Annotated in this window: 22 protein-coding genes and 9 pseudogenes; 13 read left to right on the top strand and 18 right to left on the bottom strand. The window is 72.5% G+C overall.

The annotated features are described in order from the left end of the window. Positions 1-3: 3 nt before the first annotated feature. The 3 genes and pseudogenes from G5V59_RS04500 to G5V59_RS35710 form a co-directional block, all read right to left on the bottom strand. Positions 4-231, bottom strand: a pseudogene (locus tag G5V59_RS04500) (acyl-CoA dehydrogenase family protein); the annotation flags it as partial. 93 nt (positions 232-324) lie between these two features. Next, positions 325-783 (bottom strand): acyl-CoA dehydrogenase family protein, encoded by a 459-nt coding sequence (locus G5V59_RS04495; protein ID WP_278255726.1) that lies wholly within the window; start codon positions 781-783, stop codon positions 325-327. Further along, positions 726-1517: an acyl-CoA dehydrogenase family protein gene (locus G5V59_RS35710; RefSeq protein ID WP_341350847.1), complete on the bottom strand. Its 792-nt coding sequence runs from the start codon at positions 1515-1517 to the stop codon at positions 726-728. Before G5V59_RS35710 ends, G5V59_RS04495 begins: the two co-directional genes overlap by 58 nt. A gap of 1154 nt (positions 1518-2671) precedes the next feature. On the opposite strand from G5V59_RS35710, the gene G5V59_RS35705 reads away from it, so the two are divergent. From G5V59_RS35705 to G5V59_RS35700, 11 genes and pseudogenes are all read left to right on the top strand, one after another. After that, on the top strand, positions 2672-3205 hold the full coding sequence (locus tag G5V59_RS35705) for an MFS transporter (protein ID WP_341350846.1): 534 nt from the start codon (positions 2672-2674) through the stop codon (positions 3203-3205). 35 nt (positions 3206-3240) lie between these two features. Further along, positions 3241-3522, top strand: a pseudogene (locus tag G5V59_RS04480) (AMP-binding protein); the annotation flags it as partial. 115 nt (positions 3523-3637) lie between these two features. Next, positions 3638-3730, top strand: a pseudogene (locus G5V59_RS04475) (hypothetical protein); the annotation flags it as partial. Positions 3731-3830: 100 nt separating this feature from the next. Further along, positions 3831-4259, top strand: a complete 429-nt coding sequence (locus G5V59_RS04470; RefSeq protein WP_278255724.1) for an AMP-binding protein — start codon at positions 3831-3833, stop codon at positions 4257-4259. Positions 4260-4285: 26 nt separating this feature from the next. Next, positions 4286-4606: pseudogene (locus tag G5V59_RS04465) on the top strand (fatty acid--CoA ligase); the annotation flags it as partial. 88 nt (positions 4607-4694) lie between these two features. Further along, a pseudogene (locus G5V59_RS04460) lies at positions 4695-5249 on the top strand (acyl-CoA dehydrogenase family protein); the annotation flags it as partial. Positions 5250-5412: 163 nt separating this feature from the next. Beyond that, on the top strand, positions 5413-6003 hold the full coding sequence (locus G5V59_RS04455) for an acyl-CoA dehydrogenase family protein (protein WP_278259631.1): 591 nt from the start codon (positions 5413-5415) through the stop codon (positions 6001-6003). A 39-nt stretch (positions 6004-6042) separates the two neighbouring features. Continuing rightward, positions 6043-6420 carry a hypothetical protein gene (locus tag G5V59_RS04450; protein WP_278255723.1) on the top strand — a complete coding sequence of 126 codons (378 nt, stop codon included), beginning with the start codon at positions 6043-6045 and terminating at the stop codon, positions 6418-6420. Beyond that, positions 6390-6749, top strand: coding sequence for an acyl-CoA dehydrogenase family protein (locus G5V59_RS04445; RefSeq protein WP_278255722.1), 360 nt, complete (start codon positions 6390-6392; stop codon positions 6747-6749). The genes G5V59_RS04450 and G5V59_RS04445 overlap by 31 nt, the downstream gene beginning before the upstream one ends. A gap of 42 nt (positions 6750-6791) precedes the next feature. Next, a pseudogene (locus G5V59_RS04440) lies at positions 6792-6926 on the top strand (acyl-CoA dehydrogenase); the annotation flags it as partial. Between the two features lie 454 nt (positions 6927-7380). Then, positions 7381-7437 (top strand): annotated as a pseudogene (locus G5V59_RS35700) (hypothetical protein); the annotation flags it as partial. A 228-nt stretch (positions 7438-7665) separates the two neighbouring features. Here the strand turns inward: G5V59_RS35700 and G5V59_RS35695 are convergent. The 4 genes from G5V59_RS35695 to G5V59_RS04420 all read right to left on the bottom strand — a co-directional run bounded on the left by G5V59_RS35695 (position 7666) and on the right by G5V59_RS04420 (position 8843). Then, complete coding sequence (locus G5V59_RS35695; RefSeq protein WP_341350845.1) at positions 7666-7884, bottom strand: hypothetical protein; 219 nt, start codon at positions 7882-7884, stop codon at positions 7666-7668. Between the two features lie 11 nt (positions 7885-7895). Continuing rightward, entirely contained in the window at positions 7896-8144 is a 249-nt protein-coding gene (locus G5V59_RS04430) for a hypothetical protein (RefSeq protein ID WP_278255721.1), read from the bottom strand. Between the two features lie 83 nt (positions 8145-8227). Then, positions 8228-8389, bottom strand: coding sequence for a hypothetical protein (locus tag G5V59_RS04425; RefSeq protein WP_278255720.1), 162 nt, complete (start codon positions 8387-8389; stop codon positions 8228-8230). After that, positions 8349-8843, bottom strand: coding sequence for a hypothetical protein (locus G5V59_RS04420; RefSeq protein WP_278255719.1), 495 nt, complete (start codon positions 8841-8843; stop codon positions 8349-8351). The genes G5V59_RS04425 and G5V59_RS04420 overlap by 41 nt, the downstream gene beginning before the upstream one ends. Positions 8844-9791: 948 nt before the next feature. Between G5V59_RS04420 and G5V59_RS04415 the strand changes: the two genes are divergently transcribed. After that, positions 9792-10811 carry a hypothetical protein gene (locus G5V59_RS04415; protein ID WP_278255718.1) on the top strand — a complete coding sequence of 340 codons (1020 nt, stop codon included), beginning with the start codon at positions 9792-9794 and terminating at the stop codon, positions 10809-10811. Positions 10812-11220: 409 nt separating this feature from the next. Here the strand turns inward: G5V59_RS04415 and G5V59_RS04410 are convergent, their stop codons facing one another. The 9 genes and pseudogenes from G5V59_RS04410 to G5V59_RS04375 all read right to left on the bottom strand — a co-directional run bounded on the left by G5V59_RS04410 (position 11221) and on the right by G5V59_RS04375 (position 16192). Then, positions 11221-11682: a flavin reductase family protein gene (locus G5V59_RS04410; RefSeq protein ID WP_278255717.1), complete on the bottom strand. Its 462-nt coding sequence runs from the start codon at positions 11680-11682 to the stop codon at positions 11221-11223. Next, the gene (locus G5V59_RS04405) at positions 11649-11864 is read right to left on the bottom strand and encodes a hypothetical protein (RefSeq protein WP_278255716.1); all 216 of its coding nucleotides are present in this window, start codon (positions 11862-11864) and stop codon (positions 11649-11651) included. The genes G5V59_RS04410 and G5V59_RS04405 overlap by 34 nt, the downstream gene beginning before the upstream one ends. Before the next feature lie 21 nt (positions 11865-11885). Further along, positions 11886-12083 carry a VOC family protein gene (locus G5V59_RS04400; protein ID WP_278259629.1) on the bottom strand — a complete coding sequence of 66 codons (198 nt, stop codon included), beginning with the start codon at positions 12081-12083 and terminating at the stop codon, positions 11886-11888. Between the two features lie 94 nt (positions 12084-12177). Next, positions 12178-12309: pseudogene (locus tag G5V59_RS35690) on the bottom strand (VOC family protein); the annotation flags it as partial. After that, a complete protein-coding gene (locus G5V59_RS35685; RefSeq protein ID WP_341350844.1) occupies positions 12248-13318 on the bottom strand; it encodes a hypothetical protein in 1071 nt (356 codons plus the stop codon). The gene G5V59_RS35685 and the pseudogene G5V59_RS35690, both read right to left, overlap by 62 nt. Next, positions 13315-13677, bottom strand: a complete 363-nt coding sequence (locus G5V59_RS35680; protein ID WP_341350843.1) for an alpha/beta hydrolase — start codon at positions 13675-13677, stop codon at positions 13315-13317. The genes G5V59_RS35685 and G5V59_RS35680 overlap by 4 nt, the downstream gene beginning before the upstream one ends. A gap of 1 nt (position 13678) precedes the next feature. Beyond that, the gene (locus tag G5V59_RS04385) at positions 13679-13933 is read right to left on the bottom strand and encodes a hypothetical protein (protein ID WP_278255715.1); all 255 of its coding nucleotides are present in this window, start codon (positions 13931-13933) and stop codon (positions 13679-13681) included. A 67-nt stretch (positions 13934-14000) separates the two neighbouring features. Further along, a pseudogene (locus G5V59_RS04380) lies at positions 14001-14870 on the bottom strand (acyl-CoA dehydrogenase family protein); the annotation flags it as partial. A gap of 38 nt (positions 14871-14908) precedes the next feature. Beyond that, a complete protein-coding gene (locus tag G5V59_RS04375; protein ID WP_278255714.1) occupies positions 14909-16192 on the bottom strand; it encodes a Fic family protein in 1284 nt (427 codons plus the stop codon). A 208-nt stretch (positions 16193-16400) separates the two neighbouring features. Between G5V59_RS04375 and G5V59_RS04370 the strand changes: the two genes are divergently transcribed. Further along, complete coding sequence (locus G5V59_RS04370) at positions 16401-17318, top strand: hypothetical protein (protein ID WP_278255713.1); 918 nt, start codon at positions 16401-16403, stop codon at positions 17316-17318. 129 nt (positions 17319-17447) lie between these two features. On the opposite strand, the gene G5V59_RS04365 is transcribed toward G5V59_RS04370, so the two are convergent. Beyond that, positions 17448-18620 (bottom strand): hypothetical protein, encoded by a 1173-nt coding sequence (locus G5V59_RS04365; RefSeq protein WP_278260270.1) that lies wholly within the window; start codon positions 18618-18620, stop codon positions 17448-17450. Then, complete coding sequence (locus G5V59_RS35675; protein WP_341351367.1) at positions 18569-18988, bottom strand: hypothetical protein; 420 nt, start codon at positions 18986-18988, stop codon at positions 18569-18571. Before G5V59_RS35675 ends, G5V59_RS04365 begins: the two co-directional genes overlap by 52 nt. Between the last annotated feature and the right edge of the window lie 19 nt (positions 18989-19007).

The raw sequence follows: 19007 nt of genomic DNA, 5'->3' as shown, positions 1-19007 counted from the left end.
CGGTCATCCGCGGGGCTCCTTGGGTAGGCCGAGCACCCGCTCGGCGAGGATGTTCTTCTGGATCTCGTCGCTGCCGCCGTAGATCGTGTCGGCGCGGGAGAAGAGGAAGAGCCGCTGGTGCTCGTCCAGGTCGTAGCCGGGCCGCGCCACCAGGCCCTCGGCACCGGCGACGTCCATCGCGACCTCGCCGAGGGTGCGGTGCCAGCCGGCCCACGCCAGGCTTGAAGACGGACCCCGCGCCGTTGCCGGCGGCGGAGTCCTGGCCGCCCTCGACGAGCGCCAGCGAGCGCAGCGCGAAGGACCGGATCACGGCCAGCTCGGTCTTCATCCGGGCCAGCCGGTCGCGGATGACCGGGTCGTCGATGGAGCCGTTGTCCTTGGCGCGCGCCACGACGCTCTCCAGGCTCGCGGGCGAAGCCGACGGTCTGGCCGAGCGTGGACACGCCACGCTCGAAGCCGAGCAGGCCCATGGCGACGCCCCAGCCGCGGCCCGGCTCGCCGACGACCAGCCCGCCCGCCGTACGCGCACCGGTGAAGAAGACCTCGTTGAACTCCGAGCCGCTCGTCAGCCTGCTCGATCGGGCGGATCTCGACGCCCTCCTGGTCGAGCGGGACGAGCAGGAAGGACAGCCCGGCGTGGCGCTCGGAGCCCGGCTCGGTGCGAGCGACGACGAAGCACCAGTCGGCGAGGTGGGCGAGCGAGGTCCACACCTTCTGCCCGTCGATCACCCACTCCTCGCCGCCGGTCGAGCCCGTCGAGACCAACCGCGCCCGGGTCTGCACGTTCGCCAGGTCCGAGCCGGCACCGGGCTCGGAGTAGCCCTGCGCCCACAAGCTCGCGCACCGCGACGATCTCGGGCAGGAAGCGCTGCCGCTGCTCGTCGGTGCCGAACGCGATCAGGGTGGGGCCGAGCAGGCTGCTCGCCGAGGTGGTTGACGCCGGCGGGGGCGTTCGCGCGGGCGTACTCCTCGTGGAAGACCACCTGCTGCCACAGGCTCAGTCCGCGGCCGCCGTGCTCGACCGGCCAGCCGAGCGCGGTCCAGCCGTGCTCGGCGAGGTGCCGGTTCCAGGCCAGCCGCTCGTCGTGCGCCTCGTGCTCGCGGCCGGGTCCACCGAGACCGCGCAGCGCGCCCCACTCGCCGCTCAGGTGGTCGGCGAGCCAGGTGCGCACCTCCTCGCGGAAGGCGCGGTCCTCGGCGCTCTCGGTCAGGTCCACCGGAGCAGCGTACCAAGCAAATGCTTGGTAGGTCAGCCGCGTCGTCCGGTGACCACCGTCTCCTCGATCGGTACGTCGTGCCCGGACTCGCAGCGCAGCACCGCGTGCACCGCCGCGCCGCAGTCGTGGTGGGACAGGGCGACCCGGCTGCGGTCGTCGGGCAGGTGGGTGCGCCCCCACTCGAGCAGCCCGACCAGGATCGGGGCCAGGCTCGCGGCCCGCGTCGGTGAGGACGTACTCGTGCCGGGTGCGCTGGCCGGGCTCGCGGTAGGGCTCCTTCGCCAGCACCCCGGCGGCCACGAGCTCGCGCAGCCGCTGGGAGGCGACGGCATCGGTGACGCCGACGCGACGGACCAGGCTGCTCGAAGCGTCGGGCGCCGTAGAACGCCTCGCGCAGCAGCAGCATCGCGGTGCGGTTGCCCAGCAGGCCCATCGTCCGGTCGATCGGGCAGGCCGGGCCGAGCGGGACCTCTCCCCGCTCGGCCAGCGGGCCGGCCATGCGCATGGTCATGCCCGCATCCTAGACCTCTGAGTTGTGCGATCCATAGCCAGGCCTCTACGGTCCTGGCTATGTCCACCCACAGTCAGCCACGACCGGGCCTGGTGACCGCGCTCCTCACCGGCGCGACCTTCCTCGCCGGCCTCGACCTCTTCATCGTCAACGTCGCCTTCGACGACATCGGCCGCGACTTCGCCGCTGCCGGCTCGCCGCCCACGCTGAGCCGACTCAGCCTGGGTCCTCAACGGGTACGCCGTCGTCTTCGCCGCCCTGCTCATCCCGATGGGCCGGCTCACCGACCGCTACGGCCGCAAGGCGGGCTTCGTCGGCGGCATCGTGCTGTTCTCCGCGGCCAGCCTGGCGTGCGGGCTCGCCGACGACGTGTGGACCCTCGTCGCCTTCCGCGTGCTGCAGGCCGTGGGCGCTGCGGCCATGACGCCCGCCAGCCTCGGCCTGCTCCTCGGCGCCCTGCCGCCGGAGCGGCGCGCGGCGGGTGCCCGCATCTGGGCGCTGGCGAGCGCTGTCGCGGCCGCGCTCGGCCCCGCCGCCGGCGGCGTGCTGGTCCAGGCGTCGTGGCACTGGGCGTTCTGGATCAACGTGCCGATCGGGGCCGGGCTGGCGCTCGCCGCAGTGCGCTTCGTCCCCGACGTGCGCCACAACGCGGGCGCGCCGCGCCCCGACCTCCTCGGCGCCGTGCTCATCACCGGGGGCATCGGCGGCCTGATCCTCGGCCTGACCCAGGGCAACGAGTGGGGCTGGTCCTCGCCCGGCGTGCTCGGCTCCTTCGCGGGCGCCGTCCTCCTGCTCGGCGGCTTCGTCCTGGTCAGGCTCCCGGCACAGCGCGCCGGTCGTGGACCCGGCGCTGCTCCGGATCCGCACGGTGCGGTGGGCGAACCTGGCCGCCCTCGCCTACAACACCGCCTTCGGCTCCTCGCTCCTGCTGGGCATCCTGTGGATGCAGAACGCCTGGGACTACTCGGCGCTGCGCACCGGCGTCGCGGTCGCGGTCGGACCCCTGCTCGTCGTACCGACCTCGATCCTCGCCGCGCGCCTGCTCCCACGGGTCGCACCGGGCCGCCTGATCGCCGCCGGGAGCCTGCTGTTCGGACTCGCCGCCACCTGGCAGGCCCTCGTCATCTCCGCCGAGCCGTCCTACGCCACGACCTTCCTGCCCGGCTGGCTCCTCGGCGGCGTCGGCGTCGGGCTCGCCATGCCGAACCTGGTCGCCGCCGCGACCGCCGGACTTCCGCCGGAGCAGGCCTCGACCGGCAGCGGTCTGGCGAGCATGGCCCGCCAGGTCGGGATGGCCCTCGGGGTCAGCATCCTGGTCGGCATCCTGGGCAGCGGAGCCATCGGCCTGGAGGACGTGCGCGCGGGCTGGGAGTTCATCGCGATCGCCTCCGTCGTCGCCGCGGCTGCAGCGGTGGCGATCGAGGGAGCACGCTCCCCCGTCCGGACCCCGGTCCCGGCGCCTGCCGTTCCCGAGTGAACACAGACCAAGCAAATGCTTGGTAGGGTGTCGGCATGGACACGATCCCCGCCGTCCTGCGCGACGCCGCCGAGCGGTACGGCGAACGCCCCGCCTACGTCGAGGACGGCCGAGCGCTGAGCTTCGCCGGCCTGCTCGACCGGGTGCAGCGCACCGCGTCCGCCTTCCGGACAGCGGGTGTCCGGCGCGGGGACCGGGTCGTGGTGTGGGCGCCCAACAGCACCGCGTGCGCGGTCGCGATCCTCGCCGTCTCCTGGGCGGGCGCCGTCCTGGTGCCCGCCAACACCCGCTACCTCGGTGCCGAGGTGGCGGCGATCGCGGAGCGGGTCGATGCCGCCCTGGTAGTCGTCGAGGACGGCTTCCTCGGGCGCTCGCAGGTCGCCGAGTCTGCGGGCCGAGGGGCTGAGCCGTCCGGTCGCGCTGCTCGCCGACGTGAGCGCCGCGGACCTGCCCGAGGGCCAGCCGTTCGCCGACCAGCCCGGTCCCGACGACGTCGCCGACATCCTCTTCACCTCCGGCACGACGGGCCGCCCCAAGGGCGCCATGAGCGCCCACCGCCAGACCGTCGGCGTCGCGCGGGCCTGGGGCGAGACTCGGCGGGGTCGGTCCCGAGGACCGCTACCTCGTGGTCAACCCGTTCTTCCACTCCTTCGGCTACAAGGTGGGCATCGTCACCGGGCTCACCACCGGCGCCACCCTCTACCCGCTGGCCACCTTCGACCTCGAGCGCACCATGACGCTCATCGAGACCGAGCGGATCAGCGTGCTGCCCGGCGCCCCGGCGATCTACCAGTCGCTGCTGACCGCGCCCGGTCGCGAGCAGCGCGACCTCAGCAGCCTGCGCCTCGCGGTGACCGGGGCGGCCGTCGTACCGGTGGTGCTGATCGAGCGGATGCGCGAGGAGCCTGGGCATCGACCAGGTCGTCACCGCCTTCGGGATGACCGAGGCGGTCGTCGTCACGATGGCCCGCGCCGGCGACGACGCCGAGCTGGTCGCGACCACCTGCGGACGCGCGATCCCCGGCATGGAGACGCGCATCGCCGAGGACGGTGAGTCTGCTCGTGCGCGGCGAGCTCGTGATGCTCGGCTACCTCGACGACCCGGACGCCACCGCCGCCGCGATCGATGCCGACGGCTGGCTGCACACCGGCGACGTCGGCGTGCTCGACGACGCGGGCAACCTGCGGATCACCGACCGGCTCAAGGACATGTACATCTCCGGCGGCTTCAACGTCTACCCCGCCGAGGTCGAGCAGGTCCTGCTGCGCCTGGACGGCGTGGACGACGTGGCCGTCGTCGGCGTGCCGGACGAGCGGATGGGCGAGGTCGGCAAGGCGTACGTCGTCGGCTCGGCCTCCGCCGAGGACGTGCTCGCCTTCGCCAGGACCCGCCTGGCCAACTTCAAGGTGCCGCGCCTCGTCGAGCACCTCGACGCACTCCCCCGGAACCTGTCCGGCAAGGTGCTCAAGACCGAGCCTGAGGAAGTGAATGGATCTGCAGCTTGTCCGCATCCGAGCCTGGCCTTCCAGGCCGAGGCCCGCGCCTGGCTGGCCGAACACGTGCCGGCCGAGCCCCTGCCCTCCCTGGACACCCCCGAGGGCTTCGAGTCTGCACCGTGCGTGGGAGGCGAGGCTGGCCGAGGCCCGCTGGTCGGTCGTGTCGTGGCCGTCGGCGTACTCCGGGCGCGAGGCCTCGCTCGTGGAGTGGGTGGTCTTCGAGGAGGAGTACTACCGGGCGGGCGCCCCGTTGCGGGTCAGCCAGAACGGCATCTTCCTGCTCGCACCGATCATCTTCGAGCACGGCACGCCTGAGCAGCAGGACCGCTTCCTGCCGACGATGGCGACCGGGGAGAAGGTCTGGGCGCAGTGCTGGAGCGAGCCCGAGGCGGGCTCGGACCTGGCCTCGCTGCGCTCGACGGCGCGCCGTGACGACGTACGCGGCGGCTGGGTGCTGAACGGGCAGAAGATCTGGTGCTCACGCGCGGCGCTGGCGCACTGGGGCTTCGGGCTGTTCCGCAGCGACCCCGAGGCTCAGAAGCACGCCGGGCTCACCTACTTCCTCTTCCCGCTCGACGCCGACGGGGTCACCGTGCGCCCCATCGCCCAGGCTCGACGGCGAGGAGGGCTTCGCCGAGGTCTTCTTCGACGACGTCTTCGTCCCGGACTCCGACGTGCTCGGCGCGCCCGGCGACGGCTGGCGGGTCGCGATGAGCACCGCCGGCAACGAGCGCGGCCTGTCCCTGCGCTCCCCCGGCCGCTTCACCGCCGCTGCCGACCGCCTCCTCTCCCTGTACGACGAGCGGCCCGACCCGCGCGTGGCCGACCGGGTCGTCGACGCCTGGCTGCGCGCCGAGGCCTACCGGCTCTACACCTGGGGCACGGTGACCCGGCTCCGCGACGGCGGCGACGTCGGTGCCGCCGGCTCGGTCAACAAGGTCTGGTGGAGCGAGACTCGACGTGGCCCTCCACGAGACTGCGCTCGACCTGCTCGGACCGGACGCCGAGACTCGACTCGGCCTGGCTCGACGGCTACACCTTCGCGCTCTCCGGCCCGATCTACGCCGGCACCAACGAGATCCAGCGCAACATCATCGCCGAGCGGATCCTCGGCCTGCCCCGCGAGCCGAAGGGAGCCCTGCGATGAGGTTCGAGCTCAGCGCCGACCAGCGCGACTTCGCCGCCTCGCTCGAGTCCCTGCTCTCCGCCGCGGACACCGCCGGCGCGGCCCGGGCGTGGGCCGACGGCGACAGCGGGCCCGGCCTGAAGGCTGTGGCAGCGCCTCGCCGACCAGGGCCTGACGCAGGCTGGCCACCGAGGCGTCGCCGGTCGAGGTCGTCGTGGCGTTCGAGGCGCTCGGGCGGCACGCCGTCCCCGGGCCCTGGGTGGAGTCGGCCGCCTACCTCCCTCGTGCACTCGGTCGGGAGGTCGAGGGGATCGCCACCGTCGCCGTGCCTCCCCACGTGCCCCACGCCCTCGATGCCGACGTCGCCGACGAGGTGTACGTCGGCAGCACCCTCACGACCGACGTCGGCGCGCGCCTGGCGTCCGTCGACCCCGCCCGCCGGCTCTTCGAGGTCGCTGGCGAGGGCGAGGTGGACGAGGCGGCCTTCGACCTGGCGGTGCTGGCCACCGCGGCCCAGGCTCCTCGGCGCCGGCGAGCGGGTGCTCGCCGACTCGGTGACCTATGTCAAGCAGCGCAAGCAGTTCGGCCGTGAGATCGGGTCCTACCAGGCCGTCAAGCACAAGGCTCGCCGACGTCCGGATCGCGCTCGACTTCGCCCGTCCGCTCGTCCACGGCGCCGCGCTGGCCTCGACGGGCTCGACCGGGGAGAGGGCGCGGGCGGTCTCGGCGGCGAAGGTCGCGTGCGGGGATGCGGCGTACCTCGCCGCGCGGACGGGGCTGCAGGTCCACGGCGCGATCGGCTACACCCGCGAGTTCGACCTGAGCCTGTGGCTCACCAAGATCCGTGCCCTCCTCACCGCGTGGGGCACCCCCGGCTTCCACCGCGACCGGATCCTGACCTCGCTGCGGGCCGAGCGATGAGGTTCGCGCTGAGCGAGGAGCAGGCCGAGTCTCGCCCGCACCGTGCGCGGCCTGCTCGCCAAGCGCGCGGACCCGGCGGCCGTGCGCGCCGCCTCGATCTCGCCGGCCGGCCATGACGAGTCGCTGTGGGCGACGCTCTGCGAGCAGATCGGCGTGGCCGCGCTCGCCGTCCCCGAGGCGTACGACGGCGTGGGCGCGGGCTTCTTCGAGACCGCGGTCGTCCTCGAGGAGCCTGGGTCGCTCGCTCGCGCCCTCTCCCCCTGCTGGCCACCACCATCGCCACGCACGCACTGCTGGCCGGCGGCACCGAGGGCGCGCGGGCCCGCCTGCTGCCCCGGATCGCCGCCGGCGAGATCGCCACGCTCGCGATCGACGACGGCCCGGTGCTCGACGGTGACCGCGCCGCCATCGTGCTGGCCGTTCGCGGTGACGACCTGGTCGAGGTCTCCGGCCCGGCGCCCAGGCTGGGTGGAGTCGATGGACCAGAGCATCCGGCTGGCCCGGCTCGACCTGTCCGGCGCCGGCCTCGCCGTCGTCGGCGACGGCGCCCTGGCCGGGGCGCGGGCCGAGCCTGGTCGCGGCCGCGTCCGTCGCCGCGCTCGCCGTCGGGCTGTGCGACCGGGCGCTGCGGATGACGGTCGACTACAGCAAGGAGCGGGTGCAGTTCGGCCGGCCGATCGGCTCCTTCCAGGCACTCAAGCACCGGATGGCGGAGGTGTTCGCGCGCACCGAGTCGGCCCGCTCGGCGAGCCTGGGCGGCGTCGTACGCGCTGGCGGAGGGGGCGGCCGATGCCGACTTCCTGGTCCGTTCGGCGGCGTCGTACGCCCTGGAGACCGCGGCGCTCGCCGCGTCCGAGTGCGTGCAGGCTGCACGGGGGCATCGCGATCACCTGGGAGCACGACGCCCACCTCGTGCTCAAGCGCGCGCACGCCCTGGGAGCGCTGGCCGGCGCAGCACACCGGCACCGGGCAGCCGTGGCACTCTGAGCCGACGGCCCCGGGTCTGCTCGGGAACGACGGCCGTCAACGCCTCCTCGCCCTGCAAGGTGGCCGCGATGGCCGGTGCCGCCAGGCGCACCACCTCGTCCACCGAGGCGGAGGCAAGGGGCTCGATCTTCAGGACGTAGCGGGTCATCGCCAGGCCGATCAGCCTGCGAGGCGACCAGACTCGGCCTTCATCGCCGACATCGCCCGGCGCTCGACGACGGGCTGGAAGCGGGGGTGCAGGACGGCGCTGTTGATCCAGCCGTAGAGCCGCGGCGCCCCGGGACCGAGCCGGGTCGACTGGCGCACCAGGCGCAGCATCCGCTGCCGCGTGCGGGGGTGCTCGCACAGGAGCAGGAAGCGCCGCAGCAGACGGATGGCGAAGTCTTCGGTGGGATCGAGGCTGTGCATCTCCTCGATCGTGCCGCACCGGCGGGTCGCGAGGTCAACCGTCGTGCGCGGGTCGCGGGGTGGGCTGCACCACAGCCCGGCTCTCAGAGCTCGGGGAGTGCTGCGTCGAGAGCCGCGTTGACCAGTGCCGAGCGGCTCGCCGCCCCGGTGGAGACGACCAGGTCGTCGATGATCGTGGTCGACTGGCGAGGAAGCCGCCGATCGTCAGGCTGGACGCGCTGCTCGGCCGGCGGCCGGCGCTGCACGGGCCGGCGCTCGAACAGCCGTCCACGCACCGCCGCGTCGGCGCCGGTGGCACTCGCGACCAGGCCGGCGAGACTCGTCGACGGTCTCCTCGATCGCGTCCAGCACCTGGTCGCGGTAGAGCGTCCCGTGCGCCGCCTGGACCGCCTGCATCCGGGCGCGGACCGCGACCGGGGTCCACAGCACCAGCCGCCCGGACGGCGAGGCGGAACGAGCGGACCGACGCCGCGACGGCCGTGGTGCCGCACCCGACGTCGGTACGGAGGCCTGGTTCGACGCTCCCGGGTCCCGGCGGAAGGCACTGGCGAGGTCGGCGGAGGGCAGTGATCGGCGCCGATCGTTCATGGGCGGACCCGCCCGTGAGCGGCCGGCCCGGCCGAGAGCAGCCGGTCGACGTCGTCGTCGGCCCATGGCGCCGCGGAGCCTGGCGGCAGAGGTGCTGCTGGAGGTGGACATGACCTTCCCGAGACCGACACTTCCCCGTGGGCAGCACAGACGCGACCCTCGGGCTATCTCGCGGAGATTAGCGCTCTCGTTCGGGAAACCGGAACAGGTACGCCGTGTCGCGCGACCGGGTCTGACAACTTCGGCCCCGTCCCTACTCCCCGAACGCCATCTCGGCGCGACGCAGGAATCGCCCCCGCTTATCAATGATATTCACAGTGGCCGCGCACGCTGCTGCGCTGTTATAGAGCCCGCATAGCGCTCCCATTGCGACTCCATCGCGCCCAATCCACCCGGTCCCCATGGCTTTCACCATGGTCACAATCGATGGTCCGCTGGCGGTGCCAGGGTCCGTGACCTGCGACGATCGACCAGCGACCCCGCTGGCACACCAGTGTCATATCGAGGTCACACGTCGTTCCCGCGCCCTGGACACAACGGGGGAGCGGGTGTAGCCTCCGGCTCGACCGCGCGATCCCCAGCGCCCCGTGCCCACCCGGCTCCGGAGCGATGGCAGTCGAGAATGCGGCCGTCTGCATTCGGCCCAGAAGGAGAATTCGACGAGCGTGTCGTTGAATTCTTTATCCGGAGGTCCAGCGGGAATTCTCCCTGCGGGTCGATGAATTCATGGTCGCCGAATTGTTCGGTGATGCCGATATCGCGATGCGCGACCCTGTGCACCGCTCGCTCCGACAGATTCCACTCCGGCGGCCAGGAGTGACCGCTCCGTGCCTCCGAGCGCGGGTACGTCGAGCAGTCGCCCGGCGCCGTGCACGATGGTCGAGGTACGGGAGGTGTCTGCCTCCGCCGGCCCCTCCTCGGCCTCCCCCTGGGCCTCTTCCTGGGCGCCCTCCCCCAGCCGTGCGCGCTGCCCTGACACCTTGACTGCGGCTTGACTCGCTCCAGTTCCGTTTTGCCACATCGCACGTACCCTCCGTCAGCATGGGTCAGATCGACGCGGTGGGCACCGATCTCGGCTCGGTCGATCTCCAGGCGCTCGGCGGGCGCATCCGCGCGCTGCGCACCACCCGAGGCTGGACGCAGAGCGAGGCTGGCCGGGGAGAACCTCTCCACGGGCTACGTCTCGCGCATCGAGGGTGGGACCCGCCGTCCCACGATGAAGGTCCTGCGCGACCTGGCCGAGCGTCTCGGCACGACCACCGAGCAGGCTTGCTCAACGGCATCGAGCGTTCCCGCTACGACGAGATCCGGCTCGGTCTCGACTACGCCGAGATAGCGCTCGAGAACGGCGACGCCGACGAGGCCGAGGCCCAGGCCCGGGAGGCGCTGGCCGCCGCCATCGCCGGACAAGCCTGCCGGCCTTCGCGCAGCGCGGCGAGTCTGCTGGTGGGCCGCGCGCTGGAGGCCCGCGGGCAGTACGACGAGGCGATCACCCGGCTCGAGGAGGTGGTCACCCACGGCGACGGCCTGCCCCGGTTGGAGGCCGGCATCGCGCTGAGCCGCTGCCTGCGCGAGGCCGGTGACCTCAGCCTGGCGATCGAGGTGGGCGAGCAGCTGGAGGCCGCCGCCGCGGGCACCCTGCTGGCCGACACCGAGGAGGCCGTGCAGGCTCTCGGTCACCATCGCCGCGGCGTACGCCGAGCGCGGCGACCTCGCTCGCGCCACCCGCCGCTGCACCGAGGCGATCGCGGCGGCCGAGCGGCTGGCCTCGCCGCGGGCCCGCGCGTCGGCGTACTGGAGCGCGAGCCAGGTCGAGGCGACCAAGGGCCGCACGAGCGCCGCCGCGCCTTTGGCCGCACGGGCGCTGGCGCTGCTGAGCGAGGGGCGCGACGAGCGCAACCTGGCGCGGCTCCGGCTGCAGGTCGGCCGGCTGCTGCTCCAGGCCGACCCGCCGGAGGTCGCCTCCGCGATCGAGCACGCGCGCCGCGCCCGCGAGGCGATGACGCACACCTCGTCGAGCAGCGTCGACCTCGCACTGTGCGACGTGACGCTGGCCCAGGCACACCTGCTCGACGGTGATCCCGCGACGGCGCGCGAGATGGCCGAGCGCGGCCTGGCCGGCGCGCCACAGACCGCGGCACTGGCCCGGGTCGAGGCGACGGTCGTCCTCGGCCAGGCGGCCGCCGCCGAGGGGGATCGCGCGCACGCTCGGAACCGCTACCAAGAGGCGGTGCACCTGCTCACCTCGCTCGGCGCGGACCGAGCGGCGGCCCAGGTGTGGTACGAGTCGGCCGAGGCTCCTCGAGGACGTGGAGGAGTACGACGCGGCGCGCGCCGCCTTCCGCAGCGCAGCCGCCGCGACCGGGCTCGCGGCTCGCCGGCAGCGCCGCGCGGTCGACATCGCGCGCTGACCGGGCGCCGCCCGAGCAGGGACGCGCCGCAGCGCCTGGCACCGGCGGTCACACCGGTCCGGCGCGCGATCAGGCCGTCAGCCGTCGGTGGTCCGGTACCGACCCTTGAAGTAGAGGAGCGGCTCGGCGCTGCCTGCGTCCGCGGGGTGCGGGGCGAGGTGCTCGACCCTGCCGACGACGATGAAGTGGTCGCCCCCCTCGTAGACCGCGGCGATCGTGCAGTCCAGGTGCGCGAGCGTGCCGGCGATGACGGGCGACCCGGTCGCGGCCGCGGGCTGCCACTCGATGCCGGCGAACTTGTCGACGCCCTTGGTCGCCATCTGCGCGGAGACGTGCTCCTGGTCGGCCGCCAGCACGTTGACGCAGAACCGGCCGGCCCGCTGGATGAGCGGCCAGGCGCGCGACGAACGTGCCGGGACGAAGGTGATCAGCGGCGGGTCGAGGGACACGCTGGAGAACGACTGGCAGGTCATCCCGACCGGCTCGTCGCCGCTCATCGTGGTGATCACGGTGATGCCCGAGGCGAAGCAGCCGAGCACGTCGCGAAAGCGCCGCGCGGCCGCCTGGGCCTCCGGGTCGTCGAGGACAGCCACCTCCTCGCCGGGACGCAGGCTCGAAGTCCACGTCGGCATCGCCGAGCCAGGACTGGATCAGGCTCCGGGTGGGGCCAGGTCTCCCGCGCGTCGGGGCTGATGCCCTCGGGGATGGCGTCCTGGTTCACGCTGCCCACGCTAGTCGTCACTCACCGACCACCGAAGACGTGGCCCCAGTACGAGACCGCGGTCGACTCCCGGGCCACCCACCGGCTGTCGTCGACGGTCATCCCGTCGGTCCCGAACTCGACGTCGAAGCCACCGGGCGAGCGCACGTAGAACGAGACCATCTCGTCGTTCATGTGCCGGCCGAGGGTCGCCGAGAGCGGCGCGCCGTGCTTGCGCACCCGCTCCAGGGCGCGGCCCACGTGGTCGAGTCTCGTCCACCTCGAACATGACGTGCACGCACTTGCTGGCGTTCGGCATCGGCAGGAACGCCAGCGAGTGGTGCCGCGGGTTCACGCCCAGGAAGCGCAACCAGACCTTGCTGCCCGGCTCCTTGCCGACGAACTCACCGGGCATGCTCATCGAGTCGCGCAGCCGGAAGCCGAGCACCTCGGTGTAGAACCGCAGCGCCTCGACGTCGTCCAGCACGGGGACCACGATGTGGCCCAGCCCCTGGTCGCCGGTGACGAACCGGGCGGCGTACGGCGTGACGACGGGCCGGGCCTCGTAGGTGATCCCGTGGTAGAGCTCGAAGACGTTGTCCCACGGGTCGCGGAAGCGGACCAGGCTCCTGCACGCGGCGCTCGGCGAGTCTCGTCGGCGGTGCCCTCCTCGAACTCCACACCGGCCTTCTGCAGGTGCTCGCGGGCGTCCTGCAGCGCCCGGTGGTCGGCGACCTCCCAGCCGGTGGCGTCGAGCCTGGTCGACGTCGGAGGGGAAGACCACGACCCGCGCGGAGACCTCGTCGAGGCGCCAGTACTGGTGCTCGGGGTTCGGCCCGCGGCCCTCGGCCAGTCCGAGGACCTTGCCGGCGAAGGTCCTCCAGGCGTCCAGGTCGGTGCTGGCCACCCGGATGTAGCCCATGGAGCGGATGTCGATCGTCATGCCTTCGTCCTCTCGACGTGGCGTGCGAGGAAGGCGGTGCAGATCTCGGCGAACTCCTCCGCCGCCTCGATCTGCGCCCAGTGCCCGCAGTTCGGGAACACGTGCAGCCTGGGCCTTCGGGATCTGCTTGAGCGCGACCAGCGCACCGTCGAGCGGGTTGACCCGGTCCTCGCGGCCCCAGGTGAGCAGGGTGTGCTTGCGCAGGCGGTGCGCCTCGCGCCACAGCATGCCGTCCTCGGCCCACTCCGGGTTCCAGAACGACGCGCCCATCGAGCGCATCGCGTCCAGCGAGCCGGGCGCGGTGGCGTCGGCGAAGCGCTCTTCGACCAGGCTCGTCGGTCACCAGCCCCTGGTTGACGACCATCGTGGAGATGAACGCGCGCAGTGCCTCGCGGCTGGGGTTCATGGAGAAGTCCATCAGCCGTTGGACGCCCTCGGTCGGGTCGGCGTGGAAGAGGTTGACCGACAGCCCGCCCGGGCCCATCAGGACGAGCCGCCCGACACGGTCGGGGTGCTCGAGGGCGAACCTCATCGCCGTACCGCCGCCGAGGGAGTTGCCCAGCAGGTGGATCCGCTCGATCTGCAGGCTCGTCGAGGAGCCTTCAGCAGGTACGACGCGGAGTGGCGGAAGTAGTTCGCGCCCACCTCCGGCTTGTCGGACTGCCCGAAGCCCGGCTGGTCGACCAGCAGGGTGCGGAAGCGGGCGGCGAAGCGAGGCAGCGCCGTACCGAAGTTGCTCCACGCCGAGGCGCCCGGACCACCGCCGTGCAGCAGCACGAAGGGCAGCCCGCCACCCACCGACGAACCGCCGTCGGGCCCGGCCTCGTAGTAGTTGAGGGTGATGTCGCCGGCCTTCGCCGAGCGGCGGGTCGCCTCCTTCGAGAAGTCCACGTCAGTACATCCCGGGGTCGACCTTGTGGCCGAACTGCTGGGCGCCGTACATCTGCAGGGCGCGCTCGGGGTCGTTGGCCGCGTGGACCCGGCCGGCGTGCGCGTCGCGCCAGGCCCGCTGCAGGTAGGTCCCCTCGGCGAGCGCGCGCCCGCCCGAGGCCTCGAAGAGCGCGTCGATCGCCTCGATGGCCCGTGCCGTGCCGAGCACCTGGTCGCGGCGCACCCGCAGGCGCAGACTCCAGCGGGATCTGCTCACCGCGCGCGACGTGCGCCTGCTCCTCGCGGATGTTGCTCACCAGCAGCGCCCAGGCCGCGTCGATCTCCGAGGAGGAGCGGGCGATGCGGACGGCGGCGAAGGGGTCGAGCGAGGCCTTCTCACCGAGGTACGCCGCCCGGACCCGCTTCTGCTGCATCTCCACGTGCTCGGCGTAGGCACCCTGGGCCATGCCGATGATCGGCGTGGCGATCGTGGAGGTGAAGATCGAGTGGAAGGGCAGGCTTGTAGAGGTCGCTGGTGTTGACCGCCTGGCCGGGACCCTTGCACGCACCGGTCTCCCCCATCGAGAGCGTGAAACCCTCGGGGATGAAGGTCTCCTCCACGACGATGTCGTTGGAGCCGGTGCCGCGCAGGCCCACGACGTTCCAGACGTCGACGACCTCGTACTTCTCCCGCGGCACCATGAACGTGCGGAAGTCGACGACCTGACCCTCCTCGTTGAACACCAGCCCACCGAGCAGCACCCACGAGCAGTGGTCGCTGCCCGAGGAGAAGCCTCCACCTGCCCGACAGCGTGAACCCGCCCTCGGCCAGCACCGCCTTGCCGGTGGGGGCGTACGACGAGCCTGAGCCGGGTCTTGGTGTCCTCGCCCCACACGGCCTGCTGGGCCTCGTCGGAGAACAGCGCCACCTGCCAGGGGTGCACGCCCACCACGCTGGAGACCCATCCGGTCGAGCCGTCGGCCGAGGCGATGTCGCGCACCGCGGTGTAGAAGGCGACCGGGTCGGCCTCGAGGCCGTCGTACCGCTTCGGCTGGAGCAGGCGGAAGAACCCGGTCTCCTCGAGCTCCTTGATCGAAGCGTCGGGGATCACCCGCAGCCGGTCGCCCTCCTCGGCCCGCTCACGGAACGTCGGGAGCAGGTCGCGGACGCCGTCGAGAACGGCGGTGACCTCGGGAGAGAAGTCCTGGTGCATGTGCGCTCCTAGGCTGGGTGGTCCGAATGCACCCAATACTAGAACACGTTCTTGTTTTGGTCTACGCGACCCTCGGGAGGCGTTCCGTCCACGACGCGGGACACCGCCTCCGGCAGCCGGGTCGGCCGCGGCCCGCGCCCCGACTCCTCCCCCTCGTGCCGCAGCAGACCGGCGACGACCTCTGCCTGCAGGCGTCGCCACACCGGATCCGCGGCGGTGGCCGAGGCGACCCGAACGCCGAGATCCTCGAGCTCGTCGATGATGTCGCCGGCGCACCACACCTGGTTGCGCGTCCGGCTCGTCAGCCCGCGCAGGATCCCCAGACCGGCGAGCCTCCTCACCGCATCGCTCGTCGACGACCCCGAGGAGCCGATGGCCCGCTCCATCTCCTCGACGCTGAAGAACGGGTCGTCCAGCAACCGCTCGAGGACGCGGCTGGTCGCACTGCCCGCGCGCGGGTACCGCCCGGTCGCCGCCCGGTGCCGCTCCCGCCATGCCGCCGGCAGGTCAGCGAGCCGCCGGCCCGTCGTCGCCGACTCACGAGCGGCACTGGTCGCGGCGAGGGCGAACGCCACGATGATCGGGCCGGCGTCACCCCTGCGGTACGCCGTCAGCAGGTCGAAGTAGGCCTCGCGCTTCGCCACCAGGGCCGTCGCCACGGGAACCACCACGCTCGTCGTCGCTCCTCGCCGGCGCAGGATGGCGTTGACCAAGGCTCGGCCGATCCGTCCGTTCCCGTCGCCGAAGGGGTGGATCGACTCGAACTGCGCGTGCACCACGGCCGCCTGCGCGAGCACCGGGACGTCGTCGCGGTTCGCGAGCTCGAGCAGGTCGGCCAGATATCCCTCGACCGTCTCCGCCGGCGGCGGCACGTACAGCGCCCCGCGCGGCGAGTGGTCGGACCCGCCGATCCAGTTCTGGTCGTCCCGCAACGCCCCGGCGTACGGTCGTTCGTCGGGGTCGTCGGCCATCAGGATCCGATGGGCCTCGAGGATGTCGCCGAGCGCGATCGACCGCCCCGAGCCGCCCGTCGCGTCGATGAGCACAGTCAGCGCACGCGTCGAAGCCACCATCGAGATCGCCGACGCGTTCGACCTCGTCCCGTGGGCCGCCCGCGCGAAGTCCTCGACCGACGCCTCGACCCGCTCGATCTTCGACGACGCGACGGACTCCGCCCGGAGCAGCAGCGCCGACAGGGATGCCAGGTGCTTCCCGTGGGCCGCGTCCAACCGCCCGATGGCCGCCATCGCGGCGTCGCACCGGGCCGCCAGCGACGCGGGCAGCGCTGCGGAAAAGTCGCCGATCCGCGGCGGCAGGCTCACCGTCACCTCCGCGAGTCTCGCGGTCGGCCCGCTCCCCGTGCCGCCCTCGCTGGCGCCACGGCACCGTCCGGCCGCCGTGCGGCTCGACCGGAACCGGGACGTCGCTGTCCATGGCCGTCCTTTCTCGGATCATCCCCGAGATAATCCGGGTTGATGAGTGTAACCCGGACTTTGCCGCGGGAGGTCCGCGTTGTCGGAAGCGCGACCAGTGGATCCTCGGAGCCCCCGGCGACAGGCACGTGGTGCCACACTGACCCGGACCCGCCACGTTCTCGAGGAGTGTCCTTGTCCAAGAAGGCTGATCCTGCTGACCCTGCTGGCGCTGCTCGGCACCCTCGCGCCGGCCCGACTCGCGACGGCGACGGCGGCGGGTCCGGCCGTCGATCCACCCGCCCTGTACTTCCGCAGCGGCGCCTTGAACGTCTACTCCTTCACCCCCCAGGCGTACCTGCGCATCGACCGCGGCGACACCCATCTGTCCGGTGCCGAGGGCCCGGAGAACCTCCGCTGGGACGTGCAGGTGCTCCGGGCCAGCATGCGCGCCGCGACCCCGCCCCCGTGGCGTACGGCGGTCTCCGGGACGCCGGCGCAGAACCACGTGCTCGCGGTCGCACCTGGACAGGTGATCTGCGTCCGGGCACGCCAGCACAGGCTGGGGTTCGACCAGCGCGTGGTCGCGGCTGTCGTGCGTCGTGCGGGCACTCGACGACCAGGCGATCCGCCGCAAGGGTCCGGTCCGGGTGGTCCGCGACGGCTACTACCCCGACCGCCGCGCGTCGATCCTGCGGCCCGGGACCCGCATGGTGATCGGGGGCATCCCCGCAGGCGCGATGTACGGCCCCGTCTTCACCAGGCCCAGCCTGGACTCCGACGGTCGGTGGTGCGTCGCACCGCACTGGAGGATCTCCGGCCAGCGCACCACGCAGGACGCCATGGGCTCCAGCGAGAACTTCCTGACCGTGCTGTTCCACCAGACGAGGACCGCGGGAACGGCCGTCGTCTGGCAGCCGTACCGGCCGCGTTGCGGTATCGGCGGCTTCGTCGTCGTCCCGCGCTGGGTTCCGCTGTGGTACCCGATGTAGTGGGGTTCTCCGCGCGACCCGCCCTCAGACCAGGTCCGGGTTGACCTGCACCTCGCACAGCACGACGCCCTCGACCCGGAACCTCTTCACCGTGGCGAACCTGGGCCACGGGTCCTTGCGCCAGTTCATCAGGGTGTAGATGCCGAAGTCGGGCTTGCCCTCGCGCAGGATGGTCAGGTCCCGTGCGACGTACTGCTCCAGCTTGTCCGTCCGCGCCCCACCGATTCTGCACGCTCGCCTTCTGCTGCGAGGTGTAGTCGGTCCAGTGGTCGTTCAGCCACAGCGCCGCCTCGCGGGTGCAGGCCGCCCAGTAGTCCGTCTCGAACTCGGTGTGCTGGGTGGAGAAGCCGCCGGTGGCGGCGTTGAAGTACATGTACTCGTAGGGGTAGAGACGGGCGACGCCGACGAGCACCTGGACCTGGGCGGCGACGGCCACGGCGACGACGGCGCCGACGGCCCAGCGCCGGGACGCCAGGGCGCGCACCCCCACCACCAGGGCGTACGACGCGACGAGCAGCATCGCCGGGATGACGAAGAGGAAGTGGCGCAGCGCGTTGTAGAGGGTCGGGTTCAGCGCGACCAGCGCGAGCACGGGGAAGACCCAGGCGCCGAGCAGCAGGATGCCGGCGGCGCTCCCCCGGCGTCGTACGAGGTCCACGACGATCAGCGCGGTGCCGGCCAGCGCGAGCAGCACCGAGAGCCACGGCGAGCCCTGCCAGATCCAGGTGGGGACGTAGTCGCGCGGCAGGCTCCATCGCCTGGATCATCTGGCCGCGGAAGAGGATCGGGTCGTCCCAGGGGTACTTCGACATGGAGGAGATCGCCGTCGGCAGCCCGGAGACGGGGTTGAGGAAGATGTAGGGCCACACCGCCAGGATCGTCAGGTACGACGCCAGCCCGATCACCCCCGCGCCCGCCGCCACCCGACGGAGCCCGGCGAGCGACCGGTCGCGCAGCAGGAGCCACACCAGGGCGAGCACGCCGACGACGGGCACCCACAGCAACGCGATCACCCGGATCGAGACCGCGACGCCGAACACCACGCCGAGCGCGACCAGCGAGCGCCAGGGCAGCCGGTCGCGCTCCTCCTCCCACCGGCGAGCGGCGCGGAGGGTCAGCCAGAGCACGGCGAGCATCGCGACAGCGAGCGGCATGTCCTTGGAGTTGGTGAAGATCGCGCCCGTCCAGCGCGGGTACAGCGCCAGGGACAGCGCGGCGACGAGGGCGAACCACCAGGCGCCCTGCTCGCCGATGCGCCGCGAGGAGCGCGCGATCTCCAGCGCGCACAACGCCATCAGCGCGATGCCGAGCACGCCGGTGAGCCCGGTGACGAGCGAGCGGACCACCCACGGGTCGGCGCCGAAGAGCCGGTCGGCGCCGGACTGGAAGAGCGCGACGACGGTCTCGAAGACGGGCCCGTGCTGCGGGAGCCTGCATCTTCTCGGGGTAGTCGAGGAAGCCGCGGTCGCTGCCGAGGCTGAGGTACCAGTCGAGGACGCGGTGCCCGTAGTCGTTCTGCAGCGGCTCGTCGTAGGTGCGCCCGTGCACTCCTGCCTGGGTCAGCACGAAGCCGAGCAGGAGGAGCAGCAGCAGGCCCAGGAGCACCTGGGGAGCACGTCGCAGCACGACGTGAGGATAGGTCACACCGACGCGGGCTCCCCTGCCGCCGCACGCAGCCGCAGCGCGATGTCGACGAGCTGGTCCTCCTGACCACCGATCAGGCTTGCGCTTGC

The organism is Nocardioides convexus (genome assembly GCF_011090295.1).
Note: the sequence above shows the minus strand (reverse complement) of the source record. Positions and strands in the feature narration are given on the sequence as shown.